This is a genomic window from Bradyrhizobium embrapense, from assembly GCF_001189235.2.
Taxonomy (GTDB): domain Bacteria; phylum Pseudomonadota; class Alphaproteobacteria; order Rhizobiales; family Xanthobacteraceae; genus Bradyrhizobium; species Bradyrhizobium embrapense.
This window is the reverse complement of record NZ_LFIP02000002.1, coordinates 606186-633074: the sequence shown is the minus strand read 5'-3', so window position 1 is coordinate 633074 and position 26889 is coordinate 606186. Positions and strand designations below refer to the sequence as shown.

Here is a 26889-nt window from a genome sequence, read left to right as displayed (position 1 = left end):
CCACACCGTCAGGCCGCCTCAGGCGTCTCGAGCAGGCCGCGACGGCGCAAGAGCGCGTCCGGCTCGGGCTCGCGGCCGCGGAAGGCGACATAGGCCTCCTCCGGATCGCGCGAGCCGCCCGACGAATAGATGTCGTCGAGCAGCCGCTTGGCAGTCGCGGGATCGAAAATGTCGCCGGCCTCCTCGAAGGCGCCGAAGGCATCGGCGTCCATCACCTCCGACCACATGTAGCTGTAGTAACCCGACGCATAGTGGTCGCCGGAGAAGATGTGGCCGAACTGGGTCGGTCGGTGCCGCAGCGAGATTTCGGCGGGCATGCCTATCTTCTCGAGCTCCTTCTGCTCGAAGGCGCGGACGTCCCAGCTCGCCGCCGCCGGCTGGGTGTGGAATTCGAGGTCGACCAGCGCCGAGGAGACGAACTCCACGGTGGCAAAGCCCTGGTTGAACTTGCGCGCGGCGAGGAAGCGCTTCAGCAGGTCGTCCGGCAGCGCCTCCCCGGTCTGGTAGTGGCGGGCGAAGCGCTGCAGCACCTCGGGCCGCTCCTGCCAGTGCTCGTACAGCTGCGAGGGCAGCTCGACGAAATCGGTGAACACCGAGGTTCCCGACAGCGACGGATAGGTCACATTGGAGAGCATGCCGTGCAGGCCATGGCCGAACTCGTGGAACAGGGTCCGCGCGTCGTCCGGCGACAGCAGCGAGGGCGCGCCGTCGGCGCCCTTGGCGAAGTTGCAGACATTGATGACCAGCGGCGCGACGTCGCCGTCGAGCTTCTGCTGGTCGCGCAGCGAGGTCATCCAGGCACCGGAGCGCTTCGACGGCCGCGCGAAGTAGTCGCCGTAGAACAGCGCCTTGTGCTGGCCGTCGCGGCCCTTGACCTCCCAGACCCGGACGTCCGGGTGCCAGACCGGCACGTCCTTGCGCTCGGCGAAGGTGACGCCGAACAGGCGGGTGGCGCAGTCGAACGCGGCCTCGATCATATGGTCGAGCACCAGATACGGCTTGATCGCGGAATCATCGAAATTGGCTTTGGCCTGGCGCAGTTTCTCGGCGTAGTACCGCCAGTCCCAGGCCGCCAGAGTGAAATTGCCGCCCTCCTCGGTGATCAGCGCCTGCAGCGCGTCGCGGTCGGCGAGCGCGCGCGCCCGCGCCGGCTTCCAGACCCGCTCCAGCAGGCCGCGCACCGCCTCCGGCGTCTTGGCCATGGAATCCTCGAGGCGATAGGCGGCGTAGGTCGGGAAGCCCAGGATCTTCGCGGTCTCCTCGCGCAGCCTGAGGATCTCCACGATGGTCGCGTTGTTGTCGTTGGCGTTGCCATTGTCGCCGCGGGCCGTGAACGCCTTGTAGACCTTCTCGCGCAGGTCGCGCCGCGACGAGCTCTGCAGGAACGGCTCGACCGAGGAGCGCGACAGCGTCACGATCGCCTTGCCGGCCATGCCGCGCTCTTCCGCCGCAGCCTTGGCCGCTGCCACAAATGTGTCGGACAGGCCGGCGCGGTCACCCTCGCCGAGCTCCATGAACCACTCCTGCTCGTCGCCGAGCAGGTGGTGGCTGAACGAGGTGCCGAGATGGGCAAGACGCTCGTTGATCTCGGCCATGCGGGCCTTGGCGGCGTCGTCGAGCCCGGCGCCGGAGCGGCGGAAGCGGGTGTAGGTGCGCTCCAGCAGCCGCATCTGCTCGCCGGTCAGGCCGAGCGAGGCGCGCTTCTCGTGCAGCATGGCGATGCGGCCAAACAGCACAGCGTTCATCATGATCGGATTCCAGTGCCGCGCCATCCGGGGCGAGATCTCCTTGTCGATCTCCAGGATCGCAGGGCTCGAATGCGCCGAGACCAGGTCGTAGAACACGGCCGAGACCTTCGACAGCAGCTTGCCGGAGCGCTCCAGCGCCGTGATGGTGTTGTCGAAGTCCGGCAGCGCCGGATCATGGGTAATCGCAGCCACTTCAGCCGAATGGTCGGCGAAGGCCTGCTCGAAGGCGGGGAGGAAATGCTCCGGCTTGATCTCGGCGAAGGGCGGGGTCTCGAGCGGCGTCTGCCACGCCTTCAGGAGGGGATTGGTTTGAACCTCTGCGCTGGCTTCTGACATCGAATATCCCGTTTTTCGCCTTGAAAATGCGGCCCAATCTATATCACGCGATACGGCATTTTTGGGCCTTTTGCGCTTGATAGATGGGCACTTTTCGGAGAGATTGCGCCCCCCTGAACAGGACCTATTCCATGACCATGCAGCCCTCCGCCTCGACCAATCGCGCCATCGCCTGGCCGAGCGTCATCACCGTCATCTCGGCGGCGATCCTGATCGGCGCCGAAGTGTTCGGCGCGGCCTTCGCCGGCGGCTGGGCGCTCGCGATCGTGCTCGGGCTCGGTGATCTCGGCGCGCACATCCTGCAGGCCGTGCTGTTCGGCATTGGCGTCCTGATCATGATCGCCTTCATCCGCGCAGCTCAGCGCATCGAGCCGTTCACGCGCCGTGCGTGAGCTGAAGCGATTCAAGAAAGCGCTGCGGCACAGGGCTTAGACGCACACGCTTCGTTAGTCATTCTTAACGGCCGTTCATCTTCAGCGCCTGCTGCGCGCGAGATCGCAAGCACGCGTTAGGGAAATTTGTCGCTATCGCAAAAAAATTCTTGCGCCGCGAATTCAAAAGACTTATTTCCTGCCTTGCCCAATTTCGCACGTGCCTGTGGTCGTGTGTCAGTCGGTAGGTATCCGGACAAGAGGCCGGACAGCCGCCAAGGGGTGGAAGAACCGAGGGTCGCTTACGTCCATTAGGACACGAAGCGGCCAGCATCTCTCTCCAGGGATGCCTTGTTGAAGGTCTCGCCACTCTTTGCAACCGTGACTGGCAGCCGGAGGCGAACCGGCGCACCCCGCTCTCCACGGGGGACGCGACTTAAAGCAACGACGGATCGGGCTTTTTTGGTCTCTACCGGCGGTCCAACGCCGGCGCGGGCTACTGAAAAGGCTTGTCCTTCATTGCCAGGTGAGCGGGCGGGAAACTCTCCCAACCAATCCACGGCAGCACAGTCTGGTTTGAGTCTCTTGGCCTCAACGCGCCTCCATCGCGCGATGTGGCCGAAGCGCTCGTACCCGACGTCACGTTGATGCGGATCCCGTCGCTGGGGCCGTTGGAGAGTGCCATGACTGAACGTATCCAGGAATTCCTGCGCAACCGCCGCCAGGATGGTCTCGACACCGAGCCGTGCCTCGTCGTCGACCTCGAAGTCGTGCGCGACAACTACCAGACCTTCGCGAAGGTGTTGCCGGACAGCCGCGTGTTCTACGCGGTGAAGGCCAACCCCGCGCCAGAAGTGCTGTCGCTGCTGGCTTCGCTCGGCTCCTGCTTCGACACCGCGACCGTCGCCGAGATCGAGATGGCGCTGGCCGCCGGTGCGACGCCTGACCGGATCTCCTATGGCAACACGATCAAGAAGGAGCGCGACATCGCGCGCGCCTTCGCGCTCGGCATTCGCCTGTTCGCGGTCGATTGCGCCGCCGAGGTCGAGAAGATCGCCCGCGCCGCTCCCGGTGCGAAGGTGTTCTGCCGCATCCTCTATGATTGCGCCGGCGCCGAGTGGCCGCTGTCGCGCAAGTTCGGCTGCGATCCGGAGATGGCGGTCGACGTGCTCGACCTCGCCAAGCGCCTTGGGCTGGAGCCGTGCGGCATCTCGTTCCACGTCGGCTCGCAGCAGCGCAAGGTGAAGGCGTGGGACCGCGCGCTCGCGATGGCGTCGACCGTGTTCCGTGACTGCGCCGAGCGCGGCATCAACCTCACCATGGTCAACATGGGCGGCGGCTTCCCGACCAAGTATCTCAAGGACGTTCCGCCGGTCCTGCAGTATGGCCGGTCGATCTTCCGCGCGCTGCGCAAGCATTTCGGCAACCAGATCCCGGAGACGATCATCGAGCCGGGCCGCGGCATGGTCGGCAATGCGGGCATCATCGAGACCGAAGTCGTTCTGATCTCGAAGAAGAGCGACGAGGACGAGGTGCGCTGGGTCTATCTCGACATCGGCAAGTTCGGCGGTCTCGCCGAGACGATGGACGAGTCGATCCGCTACGCCATCCGCACCCCGCATGACGGGGCCGACATGACGCCGTGCGTGCTCGCGGGCCCGACCTGCGATAGCGCCGACGTGCTGTACGAGAAGCTGCCGTATCCGCTCCCGGTGACGCTCGAGATCGGCGACAAGCTGCTGATCGAAGGCACCGGCGCCTATACGTCGACCTACTCGTCGGTGGCGTTCAACGGCATTCCGCCGCTGAAGACCTACCACATCTAAGCCGCCTCCTGTTCGAGGCCTGATGAACCGGGAGCCGGCCCCGCCGGCTCCTTCCCGATCATTTTTGATTTTTCTGAACGACGCTTGCGCGGCGTGCGACATGCCGTTGCAAGCGGGGACTGACGTGCCATGACTGCAAAACGGAACACCCCCGTTGCCCTCATCCGAAAAGCCGCCCCGTTCGCGATCCGCGCGGAGCGTACCTCGGACGTCGTCGCGCGCGAAGCGCTGCTGGATGCCTGCTTTGGCGACAACCGCCATGCCCGCACTTGCCAGCGCCTGCGCGACGGACGCGCGCCCGCCCAAGGCCTGAGCCTTGTGGCCGTGCGCCAGGACGGCCGGCTGGTTGGAACCGTGCGGCTGTGGCACGTCAGCGCGGGGGGCCGCAGCGCGCTGATGCTGGGGCCGCTGGCCGTCGACGACGACTGCCGCGGCCTCGGCGTCGGCGCCGCGCTGATGCAACGCGCGCTGGCCGTGGCGAAGGCCCGCGGCCACGGCGCGGTGATCCTGCTCGGCGATGCGCCCTATTACGCCCGCTATGGCTTCACCGCCGCCAGGACCGGCAGATTGTCGCTGCCCGGTACTTTCGAGCGCGAGCGGCTGCTCGGCCTCGAGCTGGTCGACGGCGCGCTCGACGGAGCATGGGGCATGATCACGCCGACCGGCGCACCGCTGCCCAAGGGCAAGGCAACCCGCAACCGGAAGGCACCGCTCGCCGTGCCGCACGCAGCGTAAGGCCGGCGCCATGGCAGAGAACCTTCCCGCAACCGATGGCGCGCGCCCGCGTTGGCGCGGTTTCGTGACCACGGTCATGCTGGTCCTGATCTCGGTCATGATCGTCCGGGACATCCTGATCCGGCGCTGGGCCGGCTCGCCGCCGTCCCCACCGGACGCCACGCAGCAGTCCCACTAGCGCCGGCCGCAAGGCCAGAATCCCAGGTCAGAATGCGGGGGTTGCGCGGGCGCCAAAAATGCCCGTAAACCCCGCGCATAACCTTTTTCCGTCGAGGTCCTACATGTCCCGCCGTCTGATTTCCACCGGCTCGCCCTTTGAGAAAACCGCCGGCTACAGCCGAGCCGTGATCGACGGCGACTTCGCCTTCGTCGCGGGGACCACCGGCTACGACTACACCACCATGACCATGCCTGATGATGTCACGAGCCAGTCACGGAACTGCTTCAAGACCATCGAAGCTGCCCTTAAAGAGGGAGGCTTTGCGATGGCCGACATCGTCCGCGCGACCTACTACCTCACTGACAGCAGTGACGTGGATGCCCATTTCGCGGTCTGCGGCGAAGTTCTCGGCGACATCCGCCCGGCCGCAACGCTGCTGATCGTCGCGGGACTCTACAGGCCCGAGATGAAGGTCGAGATCGAAGTCACCGCAAAGCGACGCAACCCCTGATCCACTCTATCCGCCGCTCGGCGCTCTCCTGGAGAAAATGATGAGCCCCTCCTCGCAGATCTACGCGAAAATCACCGGCCCCATTGTCATGATCGGCTTCGGCTCGATCGGCAAAGGCACCTTGCCGATGATCGAGCGGCATCTCGATTACGACAAGTCGCGCGTCACCGTGATCGATCCCAAGGACGAGGGCCGCAAGGCGCATTGCGAGAAGCACAATGTGAAATTCATCCAGAAGGCCGTGACCAGGGACAATTATCGCGAGCTGCTGACCCCGCTGCTCACCGAGGGCGGCGGCCAGGGCTTTTGCGTCAATCTCTCGGTCGATACCGGCTCGACCGACATCATGGAGCTCTGCAACGAGGTCGGCGCGCTCTACATCGACACCGTCAACGAGCCCTGGCTCGGCTTCTATTTCGACGCCTCGAAGGGCCCGGAAGCGCGCTCCAACTACGCGCTGCGCGAAGTAACGCTGGCGGCCAAGAAGGCGCGTCCGGCCGGCTCGACCACGGCAGTCTCCTGCTGCGGCGCCAATCCCGGCATGGTCTCCTTCTTCGTCAAGCAGGCGCTGCTCAATGTCGCCGCCGATCTGAAGCTCAATGCGCCGAGGCCGAAGACCAAGGCCGAATGGGCCGACCTGATGCGGCAGGCCGGTATCAAGGGCATCCACATCGCCGAACGCGACACCCAGCGCGCCAAGACGCCGAAGGAGCCCGATGTCTTCGTCAACACCTGGTCGGTGGAAGGCTTCCTGTCCGAAGGCGTGCAGCCGTCCGAACTCGGCTGGGGCACCCATGAGAAATGGATGCCGGAGAATGCGCATACCCACGAAGCCGGCTGCGGCGCGGCCATCTATCTGATGCAGCCCGGCGCCAACACGCGCGTGCGCACCTGGTGTCCGACCCGCGGCCCGCAGTATGGCTTCCTCGTCACCCACAACGAGTCGATCTCGATCTCGGATTACTTCACGGTGCGTGACGCATCGGGCAAGGCGATCTATCGGCCGACCTGCCACTATGCCTATCACCCGTGCGACGACGCCGTGCTGTCGCTGCACGAGATGTTCGGCCGCGCCGCCAGGATGCAGGAGAAGCACCACATCCTCGACGAGAACGAGATCGTCGACGGCATCGACGAGCTCGGCGTGCTGCTGTTCGGCCACGACAACAATGCCTACTGGTACGGCTCGCAGCTCTCGATCGAGGAGACCCGCAGGCTCGCGCCCTATCAGAACGCGACCGGCCTGCAGGTGACCTCCGCCGTGCTCGGCGGCATGGTGTGGGCGCTGGAGAACCCGAACGAGGGCATCGTCGAAGCCGACGAGATGGACTTCGATCGCCTCTTGGAAATCCAGCTGCCGTATCTCGGACCGGTGAAGGGCTTCTACACCGACTGGACCCCGCTGACGGATCGTCCGGGCCTGTTCCCGGAAGACATCGACACCTCAGATCCCTGGCAGTTCAAGAACATTCTGGTGCGCTGAGAGGCGTTCCGGCAAAAATCTCGAAAACAACCCCATGCACAGTAGCCGGCGATGGGCCGGCTCGCGTCATTCCGGGCTGGCCCGAAGGGCCAGCCCTCGGGTGCGCGATTGCGCACCGGGGAATGACATCCGCTCAGCGCGCCATGTAGTCGAACGCCACTGAGCCGAGCCCCAGCGTCAGGTCCGCCTTGTAGTGCAGCGCCGAGACCACCTCGCGCACCGGCAGGCGGGCGACGTCGCACAGCGCGTGCGGAAACAGGCCGAGCGCGGCGGGGCCGGTCCAGGCCTCCTTCAGCACGATGTCGTCGAGATGGAAGCGCACCAGCTCGCAGATCCGCGGGCTGCCGTCGACATGCGGGATGATTTTCAGGATGAAGTTCGGCGCCTTCATCGCGTTCAGGACCGTGTCGTGATCGACCTTGCGGTACTTGTAGCCCATGGTGGCGGAGGCGCAGAGCACCGAGCCGTAATGCAGCGAGCCGACCAGCACGTCGCTCTCGACTGAGATCTTCGGCCGCGCCAGTTTCTTCGGAAATCCCCACAGCTCGCGGCCACCCGCGATCGGGGCCTCGTCGTCGAGATACATTGCGTGAGTATAGGCCCCGAGTTCGCCCTTGAAGCGGACCGGGATCACCTGCCCGGTCTCGGTGTAGTCACCGAAGCCGGTCGAGTCGGGCATGCGGATGAATTCGTACTTCACGACAGGCTCGGCGACCTCGAGCGGCTCCGGCACCACCGCCGCCAGCGCCTCAGGGTCGGTCTTGTAGGTGATGATGAAATATTCGCGGTCGAAGAACCGGTACGGCCCCGGCGGAAACGACGGGTTGGTGAGCGGCATCGAATAGGCGGTGCGCCGGACGTCCTCGATCTTCATGAAAAGCCCCATCTGTCGTTGGCAAGACGGCAGATTATGGCGGGCGGGGATGACAGAGGCGAGACCGTATAATCGGCAGCGTCAGTCAAATGCGCGTCACAATGCGTCGACCGGCAGCCGCTATTTCTTCTCGATCGGCGGGGCGGTCTTCTCAGCGGGTGCCGGCGGCAACACCGGCTTGGCGCCGGCCTTCTGTGCCTCGGCGTCGGGACGCGCCGGCTCCGGCGCGGGCGTGGTCGGCCGATCGCCGCCGGGCTTCGACTCCGCTGGCGGCGCGGTCTTCTCCGGCTCCTGCGACGGCGTCGCCTGTAGCGGCTGGGTTGCCTGCGCCATTTCCTGCGGCGGGGCGGCGTTGATCGCGTGCAGCGACAGCGCGGCGATCGCAACGCCCGCCACCACCATCGTGGAGGCGATCAGCACGTCGTTCCGCAGCCTGGTCCGATCCGCAGCCATCTCGTTCACCTGCGCATTGTCAGCAGGGTCAACGATCGGGCTGCCGCATGGTTCCTGAGCAGGACTTACAGGAACCTCGCCTCAATCCGTGGTGCTGATTTCCCAGGTCACGTGCCGCACGCCCGGCTGATGCTGCAGGTCGACCACCACGGCGTTCAGCTCGTTGGGGTCGACCGCGGTCGAGACCAGCTCCGCCACGATCTCGAGGAAGTCGTCGCCGGCCTCGACCACGTTGACATCGGCGACAGGATAATTCGCGGCCTCGAGCTTCTCGACCAGGCGGTCGCGCATGTCGGGCAGCGCTTCGGGGGTCACCGCGAGCTTGAAGTAGTAGGTCGCCTCCAACGCCTTCTCGTTCAGCGGGATGCGGTTGATGGCGTTGACCAGCGGACGCAGCAGCGTGTTGCCGGCGATCACGAACACGGTCAGGGCCGCCGCCTGCGCCACGAGGTCGGCGCCGGCGCAGGAGCCGACCGCGGCCGAGGCCCACAGCGTCGCCGCGGTGTTGAGGCCGCGCACGTCCATGCCCTGCTTCATGATGACGCCGGCGCCGAGGAAGCCGATCCCCGACACCACATAGGCGATCACCCGCACCGCGCCGTCGGCGCCGGCCAGATGCATCGCCAGATCAACGAAGGCGGCCGCGCCGACCGCGACCAGCACATTGGTGCGCAGCCCCGCGGTGCGCTGCCGGTACTGCCGTTCGGCCCCGATCAGCGTGCCCAGCACAAAAGCTGACGTCAGGCTGACTAGCGTGTCGATGAAGTCGGCGAGCTGGAATGTGGTGAGAAATCGCATGACGCCGCCGATTCTTCCTCGCCCGAGAACGATGCAGCGATCTCTTACATTTCCAGGATGCCCGCGTCACCATCTTCCGTGCCGAAGGCGAGAAGCGTGCCCTTGGCATTCCACCCCAGCGCGGACACCGCCGCGCCGGCATTCCGGCGCACTAGGATCTCGGCGCCGTCCTCGAACCGGACCATCAGCACGGTGCCGTCGGCATAGCCGACCGCCATGATGTCGTTCTTCGGATGGCAGGCGACGACTGCGACCCGCGCCGGCATCGGCGCCAGCATCGCCGGCTCCTTGCCCATCGGGCCGTCCTTGCTGGTGAACGGCCAGACGATCACGGTATCGGCGCCCGAGGTCGCGAGCCCCTTGCCGCCGGCGCTCCACGACATCGAGCGCACGCGGCCGGGATAGCCGCTCATCCGCATGTGCCGGTTATCGGCGAGCCGCCAGCCATGCATCGCGGCCTCGTGCATCGCGGTGACCAGGAATTTGTTGTCCGGGCTGAACGTCACCGCGAGATGCGAGCCGGCCCATTCCAGAAATTCCGGGTTGGCGGCCATGTTCGGAAACCACAGCGTCACACCATTGTAATGGGCGATCGCGAGCCGCAGCCCCTTCGGCGCGAATGCCAGCCCGCCGACGGTCGACGGCACCTCGAAGGTTTTCTCTTCGCCCTTGGGATTGCGCACGAACGCGGTCTTGCCCGCCGACCACGCCACGGTGCCGTCGCTGTGCAGGGCGACATTATCGATCCAGCGCCGCTTGGCGTCGGTCGCAATCGTCGAGATCTCGCCCTTGGCATCGATCGCGATCAGCTTGCCGTCGTCGCCGCCGGTGACGAGCCGTTTGCCGTCGGAAGCCGCGCACAGGATGGCGCCGAAATGGGTTTCCGTCCGCGTGATCTCACCGTCGATGGTCGCGATTGCGACGCTCTCCTCGGCGCCGACGAAGAACGCGCGGTCGCCGAGGAAATGCACCGAACCGACTGCCGCGCCGAGCGGAAGCTGCTTGACGCGATCGGTGATCGAAACGATGGAAGAAGGGGCCTCGCCCGGGTCGAACTCTTTCATCACGTGGTGATGCACTGCTCGAAGCCATCGCGGATCGCCTGCTCCGGCAATTCGCGACCGATGAACACGACGCGGCTCTCGCGCTTCTCGCCGTCCTTCCATTTCCGCTGGTGGTCGCCCTCCAGCATCATGTGGACGCCCTGGAACACGTAGCGGTCGTCATCGCCGGTGAAGGCGAGGATGCCCTTCGAGCGCAGGATCTTCTGTCCCTCGGTGGCGACGAGGTTCTGCAACCAGGGCATGAACTTGGTCGGATCGAGCGGCTTCTCCGAACGCAGCGACAGCGATTGCATGTCCTCGTCGTGATAGTGCTTCAGGCCGTGGCCGTGATCATGGTTGTGATCATGGTCATGGTTATGATGATGATCGTGGTCATGATCGTGATCATCGCCGGCCTCGAGGAAGTCGGGCTCGATCTCCAGGATGCGGTCGAGGTCGAACGCGCCGCGCTCCAGCACGTCGGTCAGCCCGACCTGGCAGCGCTCGGTGCGGTGCAGCTTTGCATACGGATTGATGCCGCGGATCCGGGCTTCGACTTCGGCCAATTCGGGCTTGGAGACGAGATCGGTCTTGTTCAGGACGATGACGTCGGCGAACGCGATCTGGTTCTTGGCTTCCGGCGCGTCCTTGAGACGGTCGCTCAGCCATTTGGCATCGGCGACGGTCACAACAGCATCGAGCCGGGCGTTCTTCTGCACGTCCTCGTCGACGAAGAAGGTCTGCGCGACCGGCGCCGGATCGGCAAGGCCGGTGGTCTCGACGATGATGGCGTCGAACTTGCCCTTGCGCTTCATCAACCCGTCCATGATGCGGACGAGGTCGCCGCGCACCGTGCAGCAGATGCAGCCATTGTTCATCTCGAAAACTTCCTCATCGGCACCGATGATGAGGTCGTTGTCGATGCCGATCTCGCCGAATTCGTTGACGATGACGGCGTATTTCTTGCCGTGGTTCTCCGACAGGATGCGGTTCAACAGCGTGGTCTTGCCGGCGCCGAGATAGCCCGTCAGCACGGTCACTGGAATTTTTTGCGAAGCTTCAGCCATAACAACTCCGAAAGGAACTTCAGGCCACGCTCGGTCCCGCAGGGAGGCCCCTGCCCTAATTGGCGAGCGCGCTGGTCAGGGCCTTTATATTGTGCCTGACCATATCAATGTAAGTGGGTGCCTGGCCCTTTTCGCCCGTCAAACTGTCCGAATACAGGGTCCCGCCGACCTTGGCGCCGGTCTCGGCGGCGATCCGCTCGACCAGACGGGGATCGCTGATATTTTCGAGAAAAACTGCCGGAATTTTCGCGACCTTGATCTGGGCGATAATGGCGGCGATATCGCGTGCGCTGGGCTCGGAATCCGTGGACACGCTCTGCGGCGCGAAGAACGTGACCCCGTAGGCATCGGCGAAATAGCCGAACGCGCCGTGGGTCGAGATCACCTTGCGCCGCGCCTCCGGTACGCGCGCCACCGCCTCGTGCACCTCACGATCGAGCGCCTCCAGCTTGGCCAGATAGGCGTCGGCATTGGCCTTGAAGACGCCGGCATGGTCGGGGGCGGCAGCCATCAGCGCGTCGCGAATATTGACGACGTAGATCTTGGCATTGGCAACGGATTGCCAGGCATGCGGATCGTCATGGCCGCCCATCTTGCGCGGCATGATCCCCTTGGTCGCCACCACGACCGGCGCCTTGCTGCCGGAGGCCTGCAACAGCCGTGGCAGCCAGCCCTCGAAGCCGAGGCCGTTGATGACCAGCAGCCTGGCGTCGGCGACCTTTTTGGCATCGGCCGGCGTCGGCGCGTAGACATGCGCGTCGCCGTCGGGACCGACCAGCGCCGCCACGTCGACGTCGTTGCCGCCGACATTGCGCACCATGTCGGCGAGGATCGAGAAGCTCGCAACGACCTTGATGCGCTCCTCGGCGCGCGCCGTGCCGCTCGCCAGCAGCAGCACCAGACCGATCAGACCGAACAATCGCCGCATCGTCCTCACGCCTCGAGATGGCGGCCGGGAAACAGCTGCCGCACCAGTCCGCTGACATTGCCGAACAGCAGCGACACAATGTAGAGCCCGGCCGCGACGAGGATGATCGCGGGGCCGGAGGGAATGCGGGTCTGGTACGACAGCACGAGCCCGGCATAGCCCGACACAATCGCGCTCGCAACCGCGATGCAGATCATGGTGGTGATGTCGCGCGACCAGAACCGCGCAATGCCGGCGGGCAGGATCATCAGCCCGACGCCGAGCAGCGTGCCGAGCGCGTGGAAGCCGTTGACGAGATTGACCACGACCAGCGCGAGGAAGGCGAGATGCGACGGCGCGCCGGCCCGGCTCACGGTGCGCAGGAACACCGGATCGACGCATTCGATCACCAGCGGGCGATAGATCACCGCGAGCACCAGCAGCGTGATGGTGGCGTTGAACGCGATCACCAGCAGGGTCTGGTCGTCCATCGCGAGGATATTGCCGAACAGCACGTGCAGCAGGTCGATATTGGTGCCTTTGATCGAGACGATGGTGACGCCGAGCGCCAGCGAGACCAGATAGAAGGTCGCGAGCGAAGCATCCTCCTTCAGCTCGGTGGTGCGGGCGACGAGGCCGGCGAGCAATGCGACGGCAAAACCCGCGATCAACCCCCCGGTCGTCATCGCGAACAGATTGAGCCCGGACAGCAGGAAGCCGATCGCAGCTCCCGGCAGGATCGCATGCGCCATGGCATCGCCGACCAGGCTCATCCGCCGCAGCATCAGGAACACGCCGATCGGCGCGCCGCCGAGCGACAGGGCGATCACGGCCGCCAGCGCGCGGCGCATGAACTCAAATTCGGTGAAAGGCGTGATCAGCACGTCAGTCAGCATCGGCGTCAGGCGGCCCGTGAGCGTGGATCGGTTGCGCAGGCCGCGGCGCTGTCGTCGAAGGCCTCGCACATCCGCATCGCGACCGTCAGGTTTTCGGGCGTCAGCGCCTCCGCGGTCGGCCCCCATTCCACCGGGCCGCGCGCCAAGAGCAGCGTTTCCGGGAAATTGTTGCGCACCATGTCGAGATCGTGCAGCGCGGCCAGCACCGTACGCCCCTCGCCGTTCCAGCGCTTCACCAGCGTCAGCAGGTCGGCGGTGGTCTTGGCATCGATGGCGTTGAAGGGTTCGTCGAGCACGATCAGGCGGGCGTCCTGCAGCAGCACGCGCGCGAACAGCATGCGCTGCATCTGGCCGCCGGACAGCGTACCGATCGGGCGGTTCTCGAAGCCGTTGAGGCCAACCGCGGCGAGCGCTGCCAAGATCTTTTCGCGCGCGGCCTTGCCGATGCCGCCGAAGAAGCCGGTCGAGCGCCACAGCCCGGTGCCGACGAAATCGAACACCGAGATCGGGAACGTACGGTCGATGTCGGCGGATTGCGGCAGATAGGCGATGTCGCGATGCTCGAGGCCGTCGAGATCGATCACGCCCGACAGCGGCTTCAGCACACCGGCGACGCCGCGCAGCAATGTCGACTTGCCGGCGCCGTTCGGGCCGATCACGGCGAGCAGCGCGCCCGCCTCGACCGCGCCATTGAGATGGTGCACGGCCGGGTGGCGGTCATAGCCAAGGGTAACGTCGCGGAAGGTGACAAGCGCGCCCATCGGTTTACCTCATCGCCAGCCAGACGACCGCCCACAGGCAGGCAGAGACCGCGAGCGCCGCCGACAGCCGGGTCGACACCGGCATGCGCAGGATCGACCAGGGCGCCGCCTGAGCCGGATGCGCCGACGGGCCGTGGCTATGCTCGTGGGGATGGCTGTGGCCGTGATGGTGGTGGTCGTCGTGGGAGTGCGTGTGCGCCATGGCCAAATTGTTATATTATAACATAACGCGAGTCTACCGATGCGGAACTCATGGCCGCTCCGCAAAACCGGAAGAGATTCGAGCTGCGCCAGCCAAAACCCGCCCCGATGGAACCGCGCCCGGACGAAAGCGACCCGTGCGCTCTCCAACGTCGTCCTGGCGAAAAGCCAGGACGACGATGAGGATGGATCTCGATTCACGCGAGAGACCGGAAGCCGGTCTACTGGCACACCGGCGCGGTCAGTTTCGGGTCGGCCGGCCGCGCCGACCAATACGCCCGCTGACCAAGCTCGGCGTCATTTGTCGCGGGAGCACAGACGTAGCTGGTCTTGCCGACGCAGATCGGCGAACCGATCGAGTAGATGAGGTTGTCGTAGATGCAATAGCTGCCGATCCCGGACGGCAGATCGGTCGGCGGCGTTGTGGAGCCCCCGAAATAGGGCTGCGACGAAGCACCAGGCGCCTTGTCCTGTGCTGCAGCCGCACCAAGGGACACCAGGAGCGTCAGACACGTGACGATGCGGAGCATGATCCCTCCGTCAAGGAATGCCGGCGAAGCGTCGGGCGGCTTCCGGCGCGGGAAGCGCATGGCAGCCGCGACCGAACCGCTAGCAGGCCAATATGACACTTGCGTTGCTGGTCCTCCGAAGGACGAACACCTCTTTATCCCTTCGCGTCGGGCGGCGTCACGCCTCGCGAGCGTAACCCTTCAACCTTGCCTCGAGCACCGCGATCACCTGGTCGCGCACCGGATCGCGGGAGCCCTTCAGCCAGGCGGCGGCGAGCGGCAGGCGGCCGGCGGCACTGCCGCGCTTGAGCCTGAGGGGAACGAAACGCACGCCCGGGATCGCCATCCGCGCAGTCCAGCGCGGCACGATCGCAACCCCGAGCCGTGCCGCGACCATGTTGACGATGGTCTGCTTCTCGTCGGCGATCTCCTGGATGCGCGGCGTCAGGGAGGCCTCGTCGAACAGTTTTGTCGTGAGATCGTGGCTGTGCGGCCGCGAGCGTCGCTCCGGCACGATCAAGGGCTGATCGGCGATGTCGGGCAGCACGATCTGCTTGCGCCGCGCCAGCTTATGCTTGTGCGACAGCGCCACCACGGCGGTCTCCTGCAGCAGCGGAAAAAACTCGATGCGCCGGTCGGGCCGCTCCGGCGGGCGCACGAAAGCGAGATCGAGCGCGCCGGACAGCAGTTTCGGCAGCAGCCGGATCGTCTTCTCCTCGAGCAGTTGCACGGCGACGTCGGGATAGGCGGCGCGGAGGTCGCGCAGCAGCGGCGGCAGCAGGCCGGCTGCGGCACTGTCGATCGCGCCGATCCGGAAGCGCCGCGCCTGCGGCTTGCGCAGCCGGCGGCGAAAGCCGTTCTCGATCGCCTCGGCGCGGCCGAGCAACGCGCGACCCTCGCGCAGCAGCACAGCCCCATCCTCGGTCAGCGACACCGCGCGGGTGGTGCGGGCGAACAGCCGGACCCCGAGATCCTCCTCCAGCAGCTTGATGTGGCGGCCGAGCGCCGACGGCATCATCTGCAGCCGCTGCGCGGCACGGCCGAAATGCAGTTCCTCGGCAGCCGCGACGAAGCAGCGAAGCTGGTGCAGTTCCAAGACCGGTTCCTTTATTGCCACCCAGTCATTTGCGAGCGAAGCGAAGCAATCCATCGCTCGGCATATGCGGAGCGATGGATTGCGTCGTCGCTGCGCTCCTCGCAATGACAGGCAACGACGGCGATTATATCGTTTTTTTGTATAAACCGGCGCGGATTGAATCGGAAGGGCGCAGCCTTCTAGGCTTCCCAATGGTGCGGGGAAACGCCGTCCCAACAAACAAGACAAACCGGGGAAGGAAGCCCATGGAAAGCGAGCTTGGCACGCGCGTGTTGCGCAAGATCTCACTGCGCATCGTGCCGTTCATCATGCTGCTGTACTTCGTGGCCTTCATCGACCGCGTCAATATCGGCTTCGCCTCATTGACCATGAACAAGGACATCGGCCTGTCGCCGACCGTCTATGGCTTCGGCGCCGGTATCTTCTTCTGGGGCTACTTCCTGTTCGAGGTGCCCTCCAACATCATCCTGCACAAGATCGGCGCGCGGATCTGGATCGCGCGGGTGATGATCACCTGGGGGATCGTTTCGGCGGCGATGGCGCTGGTGCAGGGCGCGACCAGCTTCTACGTGCTGCGCTTCCTGCTCGGCGCCGCCGAAGCCGGCTTCTTCCCCGGCATCATCCTCTATTTGTCCTACTGGTTCCCGGCGCGGCAGCGCGCCGCCGTCACCGCGCTGTTCATGGCCGCGGCGCCGCTCTCGACCGTGCTCGGCTCGCCGCTGTCGGGTGCGCTGCTGGAGATGGACGGCCTGCTCGGCTTCAAGGGCTGGCAATGGCTGTTCGTGCTGGAGGCCATACCCGCCGTGCTGCTCGGCTTCGTCGTGCTCGGCTTCCTGACCGACCGGCCGGAGCAGGCCAAATGGCTCGCTGACGACGAGCGCGCCTGGCTGGTCAAGACCATGAAGACGGAGACCGACGGCAAGGCCGCGACCGCGAGCCACAGCATCTGGCGCGGCCTCGCCGATCCGCGCGTGCTGGCGCTGTCGCTGGTCTATTTCGGCACTTCAGCGGGGCTCTACACACTCGGCGTGTGGGCGCCGCAGATCATCAAGGCGTTCGGCCTGTCGTCGATCCAGGTCGGCTTCCTCAACGCGGTGCCGGCGACCATCGCCGTGATCACCATGGTGCTGTGGGCGCGGCATTCCGATCGCACCGGCGAGCGCACCTGGCACGTCGTGATCGCCTGCCTGATTGCGGCGGCGGGACTTGCGCTGGCGGGATTGTGGACAGGGCTTGCCGCCGTGATCGCGGCGCTGACCCTGGTCAATATCGGCATCTCCTCGTCGAAGCCGCCGCTGTGGAGCATGCCGACCATGTTCCTGTCCGGCTCGGCTGCGGCGGCCGGGATCGCCACCATCAACTCGATCGGCAATCTCGGCGGCTTCGTCGGGCCGGCGATGATCGGCTGGATCAAGGAACGCACCGGCAGCTTCGACGGCGGCCTCTATTTCGTCGCCGGCCTGCTGGTGCTGTCCGCCGTGCTGACGCTGCTGCTGTCGCGTGCACGAGCCGCGCCCGCACCAGCCGAACCGCAACCCAATCCCGCGCGAACCCGCTAACCACTGATCCGGAGACAACCATGCGTACCCATTCCATCGCCGCCATCCCCGCCGACGGCATCGGCCCCGAAGTGATCTCCGCGGGCGTCCGCGTGCTCGAGGCGCTGGCAAAGCGCTCGGGCGACATCAGCTTCAACGTCAAGACCTTCGACTGGGGCTCGGACTACTACAAGAAGCACGGCGTGATGATGCCGGCCGACGGGCTCGCGGAATTGAAGAATTTCGACGCGATCTATTTCGGCGCGGTCGGCGCGCCCGACGTGCCCGACCACATCACGCTGTGGGGCCTTCGCCTGCCGATCTGCCAGGGTTTTGACCAATACGCCAATGTGCGGCCGACCAAGATCCTGCCCGGCGTCGCCTCGCCGCTGCGCAATGTCGGGGTCGGCGATCTCGACTGGGTGATCGTGCGCGAGAATTCCGAGGGCGAATATGCCGGCATGGGCGGCCGTGCGCACAGGGGGCTGCCGGAAGAGGTCGGCACCGAAGTCGCCGTCTTCACCGGGGTCGGCGTCACGCGGATCATGCGCTATGCATTCCAGCTCGCGCAGTCGCGGCCGCGCAAATTCCTTACCGTGGTGACCAAGTCGAACGCGCAGCGCCACGGCATGGTGATGTGGGACGAAATCGCGGCCGAGGTCGCGCAGGAATTCCCCGACGTCACCTGGGACAAGATGCTGGTCGACGCCATGACGGTGCGGATGACGCTCAATCCGAAGAGCCTCGATACGATCGTCGCGACCAATTTGCACGCCGACATCCTGTCGGACCTCGCAGGCGCGCTGGCCGGCAGCCTCGGCGTGGCGCCGACCGGCAACATCGACCCGCAGCGCCGCTTCCCCTCGATGTTCGAGCCTATCCACGGCTCGGCGTTCGACATCACCGGCAAGGGCATCGCCAACCCGGTCGCGACCTTCTGGACCGGCGCGCAGATGCTGGAACATCTCGGCGAAAAGGACGCTGCGGCGCGCCTGATGGCGGCAGTCGAGAAGGTGTGCGCGGCCGGCGTGCTGACGCCCGACGTCGGCGGCAAGGCGACGACCAAGGAAGTGACGGATGCCGTGATCGACGCGATCCATGGATCGAACGTGTGAGAGTGCGTAGCTATCCGCGAACGTCGTCCGCCTCCCCCGCTTGCGGGGAGGGAGCCTGACCAGGAGTACTCGCCTCACGACGGTGCGGCTGCTCTCGATACCCATAACCGGGAAACGGACCGTGCTACCCGATCTGACCAGACGACACTTCATGACTGCTGGAGGACTATCGATCATGGCCGCGATGACGGGGATACAGCCGGCTGGTGCTGCGGCATGGCGCGACGAGATCCGCGCCATCGCGTTCGACGTCCAGGGGACATGCGTCGACTTCCATCAGCCGATCCTGAGTGCCGGGCAGGCCGTCAACACCGCCAAGGGCCTCGCGCTCGACTGGGCAAGGCTCTCGAGCGAATGGCGCGACCTCTATCGTGCCGCGCTCGACGACGTGATCGCCGGCAAGCGCCCGTGGATCCGGGTCGACCGCATCTATCGCGAGGCGCTGGATGTGCTGCTCGATCGCCACGGCCTCGCGGAGGCTTTCTCCAGGAATGAACGCGACGAATTGAACACGGTGTGGAGCAAGCTCGACGCCTGGCCCGACAGCGTCGAGGGACTTGCGCGCCTGCGCAGCCGCTTCGTGACCTCGACATTGTCGAATGCCGGCATGGCCGCCGTGGTGGCGGTGGTCAAGCACGCCAGGCTGCCGTTCGACGCCGTGCTGACCGCAGAGCTTGCACGCAGCTACAAGCCGTCACCGGCCGTGTATCAGCTCGCCATCGACTACCTCGGCTATCCCGCCGACAAGATCCTGATGGTCGCCTGCCACAAATACGACCTGAAGGCGGCCCGGGCCTTCGGCATGCGCACCGCGTTCGTCGCCCGTCCGCTGGAGTTCGGGCCGGCGGCGAAGGTCGACGTGGCGCCAGAATCCTGGATCGACCTGCACGCGGACAGCTTTACGCAACTCGCCGATCAGCTCGTGCCGGCGTAGCGACGCAACGAAACAGGGCGCTTACGTCACGACAGCGCACCCGGCTCCGCGCAATTGGTCAACCGCGCCGGCACACCAACGGCGGTGCAGCCGGCCGGCACGTCCGAGGTCACCAGTGCGCCGGCGCCGACCTTGGCGAAATCGCCAACAGAGAGATTCCCGATCAGCGTTGCGCCGGCGCTGAGCAGCACGCCGCGGCCGATCGTCGGGGCATGGCGCGGGTCATCCTGATGCCGGGCGATGGTGACGTTCTGCAGGATCGTGACCTCATCGCCGATCGACGCCAGAGCGCCGATGATGATGCCGGTGCCGTGATCGAGGAACACCGCAGTGCCGATTTTGGCCGAGGGATGAATGCTGATCTGCAACTGGTCCGCCGTCGCGCTTTGCATCAGCAGCGCAAGATCAGGGCGATCATGGCGCCACAGCCAGTTCGTCACCCGCCAGGCCTGCAGCGCGACGTAGCCCTTGAAGTCGAGCAGCGGCACCAGCAGGCCCGTGATCGCCGGGTCGCGGCGCACGATGGCGGTAAGATCGGTGGCCGCGGCTTCGACCAGCGCGGGCTCGGCCGCGAACGCCTCGCGGGCGGTCCGCATGAACTGCGCACGATCGGCTTCCGCACGGCAGATAGCCCGGCCGATCAGGAAGGCGAGCGCGCCGCCGAGATCGCCCTGATCGAGGATGAAGGCGGCCGACGCCTCGAGAAAACGATCGGCGACAACGGCAGCTTCCGCCTCGCGCCGGATCGCAAGCCAGAGATCGTCGGGACTCGCCGTCACCTGCACCGCCATGATCACCTCATCGCCCCGCGTCAGGACGATAGAGTGGGCATGGCCTCGCCAAAATGCAAACCGCCCGCTTGCTTGTCGCAAACGGGCGGCTCGGGGCCATCAGGGTGTTATGGGGGCACATCGCCTGAAGGCTCAGTGCTTGCCTCGCATGATCAGCCCTGCGGCGGCTGATCGTTCGGCGGGGTCGGACGGGTCTTGTGCTGCGCCATGAAGGCGTCGAACTCTTCCTTGTCCTTGGCGTGGCGGAGGCGATCGAGGAAGTTCTTGAACTCGACCTGCTCTTCCTCGAGCCGGCGCAGCGTGTCCTGACGATACTCGTCGAAGGCGCGGTTGCCGCTCGACGGCGGGCCGAAGCCGCCGAACGGGAAGCCGCGGCGCTCCATGCGGCTCTTCATCCGCTCCATCTTGTCCTGCATGCGCTCCATCTTGTTCTGCCAGCGATCCATGTCGTTGTGACTCCAACAGGCCATTTTTCTGCTCCCGAGTGTGAAAAAGAGAAGGGCGAGGCCGATCGGCCACCAGATCATGAAGCCGAGGATGATCCCGGCGATCTTCAGGGGATGCCAGGGCGTCGCGTAGAAGTGCGGACGGTAGGGCTCTTCGACGGGGCCGCGCCAGCGATTGACATCAGCGGTGTAGGCCATTTCCTTCTCCATCACGGCATCACGCCGTTGTGAATGTAAATAACATTTACATAGGTAGCCGATCCCTTGCGAAAGTCAAGCAGCGCTGATGACGCAGCCCTCGGATTATTTTTGAGTTCGCCGTTGAACCTTATTTCGGCTTGCCCCACGGGCCGGCCGGCTTGTCGTCGGCGGGCGCCGCGGCGCCCGGCCTGCGATCGGTGAGGAAGCCAAGGCCGCGCAGATAGATCAGCACTTCGGCCTCGAGCAGATCCTCCGGCGACATCGGCAGCTTGCGCCGGGCGGCGTCGCCGCGGCCGAACAGCGAGGCGACGCCGTGCGACATCGACCAGATATGCAGCGCCATCATCATCGCCGGCGGGCGCGGTGTGCCGGGCGGCGCCAGCGCCGCGAGCCGCTCGGCGGCGGCGCGGATGATCGCAAAGGCGCGCTCGCTTGCCGCCATCAGGGTCGAATTGGAATCGACCGGCAGGCCGGATTCGAACATCGCGGAGTAGAACGCGGGCTCCTCGCGCGCAAAGGCGAGATAGGCCTTGCCGACCCGCTCGAACGCCGTGACGGTGTCGGGGCGGCCGTCGTCCCAGGCCTGCGTCAAGAGCTGCTCGAACTGCTCGAAGCCGCGCTGCGCGATGCTGGCGATCAGCTCGTCACGGTCGCGGAAATGCCGGTACGGCGCGGCGGGGCTGACGCCGGCCATGCGCGCGGCATCGGCGAAGGTGAAGCCGGCCGGCCCCTTCTTCGAGATCAGGTCGAGGGCGGCCTGCAGCAACGCCTCTTTGAGATTGCCGTGATGATAGCCGCGCTCGGCGCGGCCTTGGTCCTTGCGCCAGCTCATGTGAACGGCTTTTACATGAGCCGGCGGTAAAGGTCACTAGCGGGACGACGGCCCGTCAATCAAGATTAACGGATCGGTGGCGTGAGGCACACTGCTGTCGCTTGACCAGCGGAGCCCCGCTCAAGCCAATGCCTGCGTATACTCCCCTTCCCCTGAAAGGGGGAAGGGCGGCCGCAGGCGACGCTGTATGCGGAGAGAGCAGATCCCCACCCGCTTTGCTCTGGCGAGCAAAGCGACCTCCCCTTTTCAAGGGGAGGTAAATGCTCCCGCAGTATCGGCCCGGGCACTACCGTCCCGGGATCGGCAGCACCGGCATGATCTCCACGGCCTCGCCGGGGAATATCGCAAAATGCGGGTGGTTCTCGAACAGCTTTGCCGCCGCCTCATGCGAGGGCGCGCGCACCACGGTGAAGCCGGTCATCAGATTGGCGATGTCGGCGGTGCCGCCGGCGCCGACATGCTTGGTCTTGCCGAGCGGCCCGCCCATCTCGACGATCACATCGTGGTGTTTCTCGACCCAGGCGCCCCAGGCGGCCATGCCCTGCTGTTCCTTGGCGCGCCGTTCGGCCTCCGGCAGCGCGTTCCAGGCTGCCATGCGCGAACCGGTTTTGCCGCCGCCGAGATAGACCGCGAGGAAGGTGTCATTGCTCATCGTGCTTCTCCGTTGTGGTGGTTTGACGATCGGTCGGTCGCGCGATGCCGCCGCTTTGCGGTGGCATCGCGTCTCGTTTGAGATTCACCGCAGCGCCTTGCCCCAGCCGCCCTGCGGATGCTCGAAGGTCGAAGCCGCTTGCTGCACTTCCTCCGAGAAATCCGCCATCTCCTGCACCTGGCGGATCTCGATCATCTCGTTGGCACTGGCGGGGCACTGCTTGGCCCATGCGATCGCTTCGGCGCGCGAAGCGACCTCGATCATCCAGAAGCCGCCGATCACTTCCTTGGCCTCGGTGAAGGGGCCGTCGACCACGATGGGCTCGCCGGTGTCGAACTTGACGCGCGCGCCCGAGGCCGGCGGATGCAGGCCTTCCAGCGTGATCAGCACGCCGGCGTCCTTCAGCGCCTGATTGTATCGCATCATTGCGGCGACCCGTTCGGGGTCGAGCTCGAGCTCGGCCGGCGCGGACTCGTAGCCGAGCGGGATCATCAACATCATGAAACGCATTGGTCGGACTTCCTTGCTAGTTGAGTTCTCACCCCGTCATTTCGGCAGCGCGTCGTCCGAATTCGAGTCTACTCGAATTCGGCACCTGGTATTTGTCCAAGTCGGCAACAGCCGACCTGGATGCGCAAGCCTGCAATGACGAAGTCGTCACCTGTTTCCAGCCTGCGCGCGCAGGCGTTCTTCCTGCTCGCGCAGCTCGGGCGTCAGCGCCTCGCCGAAATCCTCCGCGGCGAACACCTGGCGGATCTCGATCTCGGAGCCGGCGTCGAACCGCGCGCGCTTCATCCAGCCGATCGCATCATCGAGCGATTTGGTCTCGATCATCCAGAAACCGCAGGCGAGATCGGAGGTCATGCTGAACGGTCCATGGCTCACGGTGCTCTGCCCGCCGGCATATTTGACGCGCGCGCCCTTGCTGGTCGGATGCAGGCCCTCGCCGGCCTGCATCACGCCGGCCTTGACCATCTCCTCGTTGAACTTGCCCATCGCAGCGAGCATCTCCGTGCTCGGCATCACGCCGGCCTCGGTATCCTTGTTCGCCTTCACGATCACCATGAACTTCATCGTCCTGCTCCGTTGGCTGCTGTCTTGCCGGCATCGCCGGTGCTCGTCTCAAGGACGACGCGTGGCTTGCCGCGCCGACAGGACAGGCGGAATTATTTCGGAGGTCGTCGCATCGCGCGTCACTGCGGTCAGCGCTCCTGCGGAACAAGCACACCGTCCTGATGCGACGGACCGAAATAGACGTCGATGCGCGACACCTTGTCGCCGTCGAACACGAAGAACTCGGTGTTGCGGAAGCTCTTGCCGTCGCGGGCGACGCAGCGATAGGTGACGAAGGCCTCGGCGCCGTCGACCATGATGCGCTCGATCTCGTGGCGGCCGATCCAGCCAGAGTCGCGCCAGCACTCGGCGAAATAGCGCGGCTTGTCGATGTTCTCGCCGTAGGGCGTCGAGAAACGGAAATCCTCGGCAAACGCCGCTTCCACACTCGCGCGATCATTGGCGAGATAAGCGGCGAAGAGGGAGCGGATGATCTCCGCCCTGTTGCCAGCTGCAGCCATGTCACCTCCACACAAATCTCGCCCGGGCCCCAGGGCGCGACCGGCGCTCCAGAACCCGGGCTTCAGGGAGATGACGAACGGGGCGGCCCAAAAGCGACATCGCACCGCGATTTATTTTCGGGTCTCGACCGAACCGCGGGTTCCCCTGTCGGTTCCGTCCCAGTTTTCAATCCCCATTGGGGAACATGCCGAAATAAGGCTCGGCCTCCTTGAGGACGCGCGCGAAGGACGGCCGCGCTTTCAGCCGCTCGAGATAGGCCAGGAGGTCCGGATGGTCCTCCCCGATCGGCTCGACCTTGTTGCCGTAGAACAGCGCCGGCGCGGCGGCGCAGTCGGCCAGCGAGACCTGCTCACCCATCATCCAGCCGTCATGCGCGAGCTGCTCATCCAGGATTGCATAGGAAGTACGGAGCTGCGCCCGCGCCTCGGCGACGCCATGCGGGTCCTTGCTGTCAGCCGGCCGCAGCCGGTCGCCGACGATCTTCTGCGTCGGCAGATGGACGTAGAGATCGAGGAAGCGGTCGCGCAGCCGGGTCTGCAACGCGAGCTCCGGGTCATTGGGGATCAATCCGACGGCGCCGGGATAATGCCGGTCGAGATACTCGATGACGATGCTCGATTCAGGCACCGTCTCGCCGCGCGCCTCGTCGCGCAGCACGGGAAAGCGGCCGATCGGCGACAGCGCGAGCAGCGCTGCGCGCTCGGCGGGGTCGCCGAGATTGACCATGTTCGGCGTGAACGGCGCGCCGTTCTCGTAAAGCGCGACCAGCGCCTTCCAGCAGAACGAGGACAGCGGGTGGTAATGCAGGGTCAGTGACATCGGAACTCCATCATGGGACCAGTATCTGGACGACGAACCGGAGACCGCTCAACAGACATCTCGTGCGGAATTATTTTGCCCGTCGGCCGGGACTGAGAGCGGGCATCGACGCGATGCGCATTCGTCGAGGCTGCGAATCGCGGTGCGGAATCGATCCGTGAAACGCTCAGCATATCAGCGTTCGTAATAGGTCTATCAGCGTCGCTGAAGTAGATGCATTGCGATCATCCGCATCACACCAAAATCGTCACCAATTTTGGTCCGTAGGATTACGGTAGAGATCGCATCACGACTATGGATGATAACGTGCACATCGGAAAATTACTTTGCAAGCTGAGATAGATGCGTGCGCGCCGCGCTGCATTATGCAGTCCGTGCCACGCCGCAGGCTTTACCGATGCTAAACGGCTCGCTGCAACCTTTCCGTGAGTTGCGTCGATCCAATTTCCCATCCCGTTTCATTTGAAACTTCACGGAGCCCTGATGTTCAGTTTCAGCAACAAGGCAAACATCGACAGTGCGCTGGCGCAAGCTGCAGCGATCGGCAAGTCGCAGGCGGTGATCGAGTTCAAGCTCGACGGCACCATCGTCACCGCCAACGAGAACTTCCTGAACGCAATGGGCTACACGCTCGACGAGATCAGGGGCAAGCACCACAGCATGTTCGTCGAGCCGGCGTATCGCGACAGCCACGACTATCGCGCGTTCTGGGCGAGCCTGAATCGCGGCGAGCTTCAGGCCGCGCAGTACAAGCGCGTCGCCAAGGGCGGCCGCGAGGTCTGGATCCAGGCTTCCTACAACCCCATCCTGGACAAGACCGGCAAGCCGGTCGGCGTCGTCAAATTCGCCACCGACATCACCGCGCAGAAGATCCACAGTATGGAAGACGCCGGCAAGATCGCCGCGATCGGCCGGGCGCAGGCGGTCATCGAGTTCAAGATGGACGGCACCATCGTCAATGCCAACGAGAACTTCCTCGGCGCGATGGGCTACTCGCTCGCCGAGATCCAGGGCAAGCACCACAGCATCTTCGTGCCGCCGCCCGACCGAGACAGCCCGGCCTATCGCGATTTCTGGGCACGGCTGAACCGCGGCGAGCTGGAGTCAGGCGAATTCAAGCGCCTCGCCAAGGGCGGCAAGGAGATCTGGATCCTCGCCAGCTACAATCCGATCCTCGACGACCGCGGCAAGCCGTTCAAGGTCGTCAAGTTCGCGACCGACATCACGCAGCAGAAGCTGAAGGCCGCCGACAATGACGGCCAGATCGACGCCATTGGCAAGTCGCAGGCGGTGATCGAGTTCAACATGGACGGCACGATCCGTACCGCGAACCCGAACTTCCTCGCCGCGATGGGCTATTCGCTCGCCGAGATCCAGGGCCGGCATCACAGCATGTTCGTCGAGCCGGTCGAGGCAGGCTCGTCGGGCTACCGCGAGTTCTGGGGAGCGCTGAATCGCGGCGAGTTCCAGGCCGCCGAATACAAGCGCATCGCCAAGGGCGGCCGCGAGATCTGGATCCAGGCATCCTACAACCCGATCCTCGATCTCAACGGCAAGCCCTACAAGGTGGTGAAATACGCCACCGACATCACCGCGCAGGCGATCGGCCGCAAGAAGGCCGACAGCGCACGCGGCCTGATCGAGGCGGTTGCCGCCGGCAGCGAGGAGATGAGCGCCTCGATCCGCGAGATCTCGGAGACCATGACCAAGTCGAAGCAGAACGCCGCGGTCGCAACAGGCCGTGTCGAGGCTGCCGACGGACAGGCGCAGAAACTCAACGCCGCAGCTCAGGCGATGAGCGGCATCGTCGAGATGATCTCGAGCATCACCGGGCAGATCAACCTGCTCGCGCTCAACGCCACGATCGAATCGGCGCGTGCGGGCGAAGCCGGCCGCGGCTTCGCGGTGGTGGCCTCCGAGGTGAAGAGCCTCGCCAACCAGGCCAAGCAGGCGACCGATACGATCTCCTCGGAGATCGACGCACTGAACTCGATCGCGGCCGAGGTGGTCTCCTCGCTGTCCGAGATCAAGGCGGCGATCGCCGGCGTCAACGAATACATCACCTCCACCGCCGCCGCAGTCGAGGAGCAGAGCATCGTCACGCAGGACATGTCGACCAACATGCAGCGCGCCTCTGCCGAACTCGCGGCATAGGCAGCGGTGCGATCCTCGAAGGATGCACGGCCCAGGCTGGTGGTCGTGCATCCTTCG

30 protein-coding genes are annotated in these 26889 nt (G+C 65.2%); 10 read left to right on the top strand and 20 right to left on the bottom strand.

Going from position 1 to position 26889, the window contains the following annotated elements; genetic code table 11:
• Window positions 1-8: 8 nt before the first annotated feature.
• Window positions 9-2084 (bottom strand): M3 family metallopeptidase, encoded by a 2076-nt coding sequence (locus tag AKN83_RS10425; RefSeq protein WP_050405787.1) that lies wholly within the window; start codon window positions 2082-2084, stop codon window positions 9-11.
• A 131-nt stretch (window positions 2085-2215) separates the two neighbouring features.
• Here AKN83_RS10425 and AKN83_RS10420 point away from each other — a divergent pair, with 131 nt between their 5' ends.
• The 6 genes from AKN83_RS10420 (at window position 2216) to AKN83_RS10400 (ending at window position 7170) form a co-directional block, all read left to right on the top strand.
• Window positions 2216-2476 carry a hypothetical protein gene (locus AKN83_RS10420; protein WP_430641515.1) on the top strand — a complete coding sequence of 87 codons (261 nt, stop codon included), beginning with the start codon at window positions 2216-2218 and terminating at the stop codon, window positions 2474-2476.
• A gap of 662 nt (window positions 2477-3138) precedes the next feature.
• A complete protein-coding gene (locus AKN83_RS10415) occupies window positions 3139-4281 on the top strand; it encodes a type III PLP-dependent enzyme (protein ID WP_050405864.1) in 1143 nt (380 codons plus the stop codon).
• Between the two features lie 129 nt (window positions 4282-4410).
• The gene (locus AKN83_RS10410; protein ID WP_050405786.1) at window positions 4411-5016 is read left to right on the top strand and encodes a GNAT family N-acetyltransferase; all 606 of its coding nucleotides are present in this window, start codon (window positions 4411-4413) and stop codon (window positions 5014-5016) included.
• Window positions 5017-5026: 10 nt separating this feature from the next.
• A complete protein-coding gene (locus AKN83_RS40500; protein WP_172803517.1) occupies window positions 5027-5194 on the top strand; it encodes a hypothetical protein in 168 nt (55 codons plus the stop codon).
• Between the two features lie 103 nt (window positions 5195-5297).
• The gene (locus AKN83_RS10405; protein WP_050405785.1) at window positions 5298-5687 is read left to right on the top strand and encodes a RidA family protein; all 390 of its coding nucleotides are present in this window, start codon (window positions 5298-5300) and stop codon (window positions 5685-5687) included.
• 40 nt (window positions 5688-5727) lie between these two features.
• Complete coding sequence (locus tag AKN83_RS10400; protein WP_157113305.1) at window positions 5728-7170, top strand: homospermidine synthase; 1443 nt, start codon at window positions 5728-5730, stop codon at window positions 7168-7170.
• Between the two features lie 133 nt (window positions 7171-7303).
• On the opposite strand, the gene AKN83_RS10395 is transcribed toward AKN83_RS10400, so the two are convergent.
• The 11 genes from AKN83_RS10395 to AKN83_RS10345 form a co-directional block, all read right to left on the bottom strand.
• The gene (locus tag AKN83_RS10395) at window positions 7304-8044 is read right to left on the bottom strand and encodes an acetoacetate decarboxylase (protein WP_050405863.1); all 741 of its coding nucleotides are present in this window, start codon (window positions 8042-8044) and stop codon (window positions 7304-7306) included.
• 120 nt (window positions 8045-8164) lie between these two features.
• Window positions 8165-8497: a hypothetical protein gene (locus tag AKN83_RS10390; RefSeq protein ID WP_050405862.1), complete on the bottom strand. Its 333-nt coding sequence runs from the start codon at window positions 8495-8497 to the stop codon at window positions 8165-8167.
• Between the two features lie 81 nt (window positions 8498-8578).
• Entirely contained in the window at window positions 8579-9295 is a 717-nt protein-coding gene (locus AKN83_RS10385; RefSeq protein ID WP_050405783.1) for an MgtC/SapB family protein, read from the bottom strand.
• Between the two features lie 44 nt (window positions 9296-9339).
• Window positions 9340-10359: a WD40 repeat domain-containing protein gene (locus AKN83_RS10380; RefSeq protein WP_050405782.1), complete on the bottom strand. Its 1020-nt coding sequence runs from the start codon at window positions 10357-10359 to the stop codon at window positions 9340-9342.
• Window positions 10359-11405: a CobW family GTP-binding protein gene (locus AKN83_RS10375; protein ID WP_050405781.1), complete on the bottom strand. Its 1047-nt coding sequence runs from the start codon at window positions 11403-11405 to the stop codon at window positions 10359-10361. Before AKN83_RS10375 ends, AKN83_RS10380 begins: the two co-directional genes overlap by 1 nt.
• A gap of 55 nt (window positions 11406-11460) precedes the next feature.
• Window positions 11461-12333 (bottom strand): metal ABC transporter substrate-binding protein, encoded by an 873-nt coding sequence (locus AKN83_RS10370; protein WP_050405780.1) that lies wholly within the window; start codon window positions 12331-12333, stop codon window positions 11461-11463.
• Window positions 12334-12338: 5 nt separating this feature from the next.
• Window positions 12339-13208: a metal ABC transporter permease gene (locus AKN83_RS10365; RefSeq protein ID WP_050405779.1), complete on the bottom strand. Its 870-nt coding sequence runs from the start codon at window positions 13206-13208 to the stop codon at window positions 12339-12341.
• A gap of 5 nt (window positions 13209-13213) precedes the next feature.
• On the bottom strand, window positions 13214-13969 hold the full coding sequence (locus tag AKN83_RS10360) for a metal ABC transporter ATP-binding protein (RefSeq protein WP_050405778.1): 756 nt from the start codon (window positions 13967-13969) through the stop codon (window positions 13214-13216).
• Window positions 13970-13973: 4 nt separating this feature from the next.
• Window positions 13974-14171, bottom strand: a complete 198-nt coding sequence (locus AKN83_RS10355) for a hypothetical protein (protein ID WP_050405777.1) — start codon at window positions 14169-14171, stop codon at window positions 13974-13976.
• Window positions 14172-14391: 220 nt separating this feature from the next.
• The gene (locus AKN83_RS10350) at window positions 14392-14700 is read right to left on the bottom strand and encodes a hypothetical protein (protein ID WP_050405776.1); all 309 of its coding nucleotides are present in this window, start codon (window positions 14698-14700) and stop codon (window positions 14392-14394) included.
• Window positions 14701-14857: 157 nt separating this feature from the next.
• Window positions 14858-15775, bottom strand: coding sequence for a LysR family transcriptional regulator (locus tag AKN83_RS10345; RefSeq protein ID WP_050405861.1), 918 nt, complete (start codon window positions 15773-15775; stop codon window positions 14858-14860).
• Between the two features lie 245 nt (window positions 15776-16020).
• On the opposite strand from AKN83_RS10345, the gene AKN83_RS10340 reads away from it, so the two are divergent.
• The 3 genes from AKN83_RS10340 (at window position 16021) to AKN83_RS10330 (ending at window position 19362) form a co-directional block, all read left to right on the top strand.
• Complete coding sequence (locus AKN83_RS10340) at window positions 16021-17334, top strand: MFS transporter (RefSeq protein WP_050405775.1); 1314 nt, start codon at window positions 16021-16023, stop codon at window positions 17332-17334.
• A 20-nt stretch (window positions 17335-17354) separates the two neighbouring features.
• Window positions 17355-18428, top strand: a complete 1074-nt coding sequence (locus tag AKN83_RS10335; RefSeq protein WP_050405774.1) for a tartrate dehydrogenase — start codon at window positions 17355-17357, stop codon at window positions 18426-18428.
• Between the two features lie 175 nt (window positions 18429-18603).
• Window positions 18604-19362, top strand: coding sequence for a haloacid dehalogenase type II (locus AKN83_RS10330; protein ID WP_244521946.1), 759 nt, complete (start codon window positions 18604-18606; stop codon window positions 19360-19362).
• A gap of 26 nt (window positions 19363-19388) precedes the next feature.
• On the opposite strand, the gene AKN83_RS10325 is transcribed toward AKN83_RS10330, so the two are convergent.
• From AKN83_RS10325 to AKN83_RS10290, 8 genes are all read right to left on the bottom strand, one after another.
• The gene (locus AKN83_RS10325; RefSeq protein WP_050405859.1) at window positions 19389-20153 is read right to left on the bottom strand and encodes a serine acetyltransferase domain-containing protein; all 765 of its coding nucleotides are present in this window, start codon (window positions 20151-20153) and stop codon (window positions 19389-19391) included.
• A gap of 152 nt (window positions 20154-20305) precedes the next feature.
• Window positions 20306-20797: a DUF2852 domain-containing protein gene (locus AKN83_RS10320; protein ID WP_050405858.1), complete on the bottom strand. Its 492-nt coding sequence runs from the start codon at window positions 20795-20797 to the stop codon at window positions 20306-20308.
• Between the two features lie 130 nt (window positions 20798-20927).
• Window positions 20928-21632, bottom strand: coding sequence for a TetR/AcrR family transcriptional regulator (locus AKN83_RS10315; protein WP_050405773.1), 705 nt, complete (start codon window positions 21630-21632; stop codon window positions 20928-20930).
• A gap of 286 nt (window positions 21633-21918) precedes the next feature.
• Window positions 21919-22284, bottom strand: a complete 366-nt coding sequence (locus AKN83_RS10310) for a YciI family protein (protein ID WP_050405772.1) — start codon at window positions 22282-22284, stop codon at window positions 21919-21921.
• Window positions 22285-22368: 84 nt separating this feature from the next.
• Window positions 22369-22794, bottom strand: coding sequence for a YciI family protein (locus AKN83_RS10305; protein ID WP_050405771.1), 426 nt, complete (start codon window positions 22792-22794; stop codon window positions 22369-22371).
• Window positions 22795-22941: 147 nt separating this feature from the next.
• Window positions 22942-23358, bottom strand: a complete 417-nt coding sequence (locus AKN83_RS10300) for a YciI family protein (RefSeq protein ID WP_050405770.1) — start codon at window positions 23356-23358, stop codon at window positions 22942-22944.
• A 128-nt stretch (window positions 23359-23486) separates the two neighbouring features.
• Entirely contained in the window at window positions 23487-23858 is a 372-nt protein-coding gene (locus tag AKN83_RS10295) for a nuclear transport factor 2 family protein (protein ID WP_050405769.1), read from the bottom strand.
• A gap of 166 nt (window positions 23859-24024) precedes the next feature.
• Complete coding sequence (locus AKN83_RS10290) at window positions 24025-24678, bottom strand: glutathione S-transferase family protein (RefSeq protein ID WP_050405768.1); 654 nt, start codon at window positions 24676-24678, stop codon at window positions 24025-24027.
• A gap of 483 nt (window positions 24679-25161) precedes the next feature.
• On the opposite strand from AKN83_RS10290, the gene AKN83_RS10285 reads away from it, so the two are divergent.
• Window positions 25162-26832: a methyl-accepting chemotaxis protein gene (locus AKN83_RS10285; RefSeq protein ID WP_050405767.1), complete on the top strand. Its 1671-nt coding sequence runs from the start codon at window positions 25162-25164 to the stop codon at window positions 26830-26832.
• Window positions 26833-26889 lie beyond the last annotated feature (57 nt).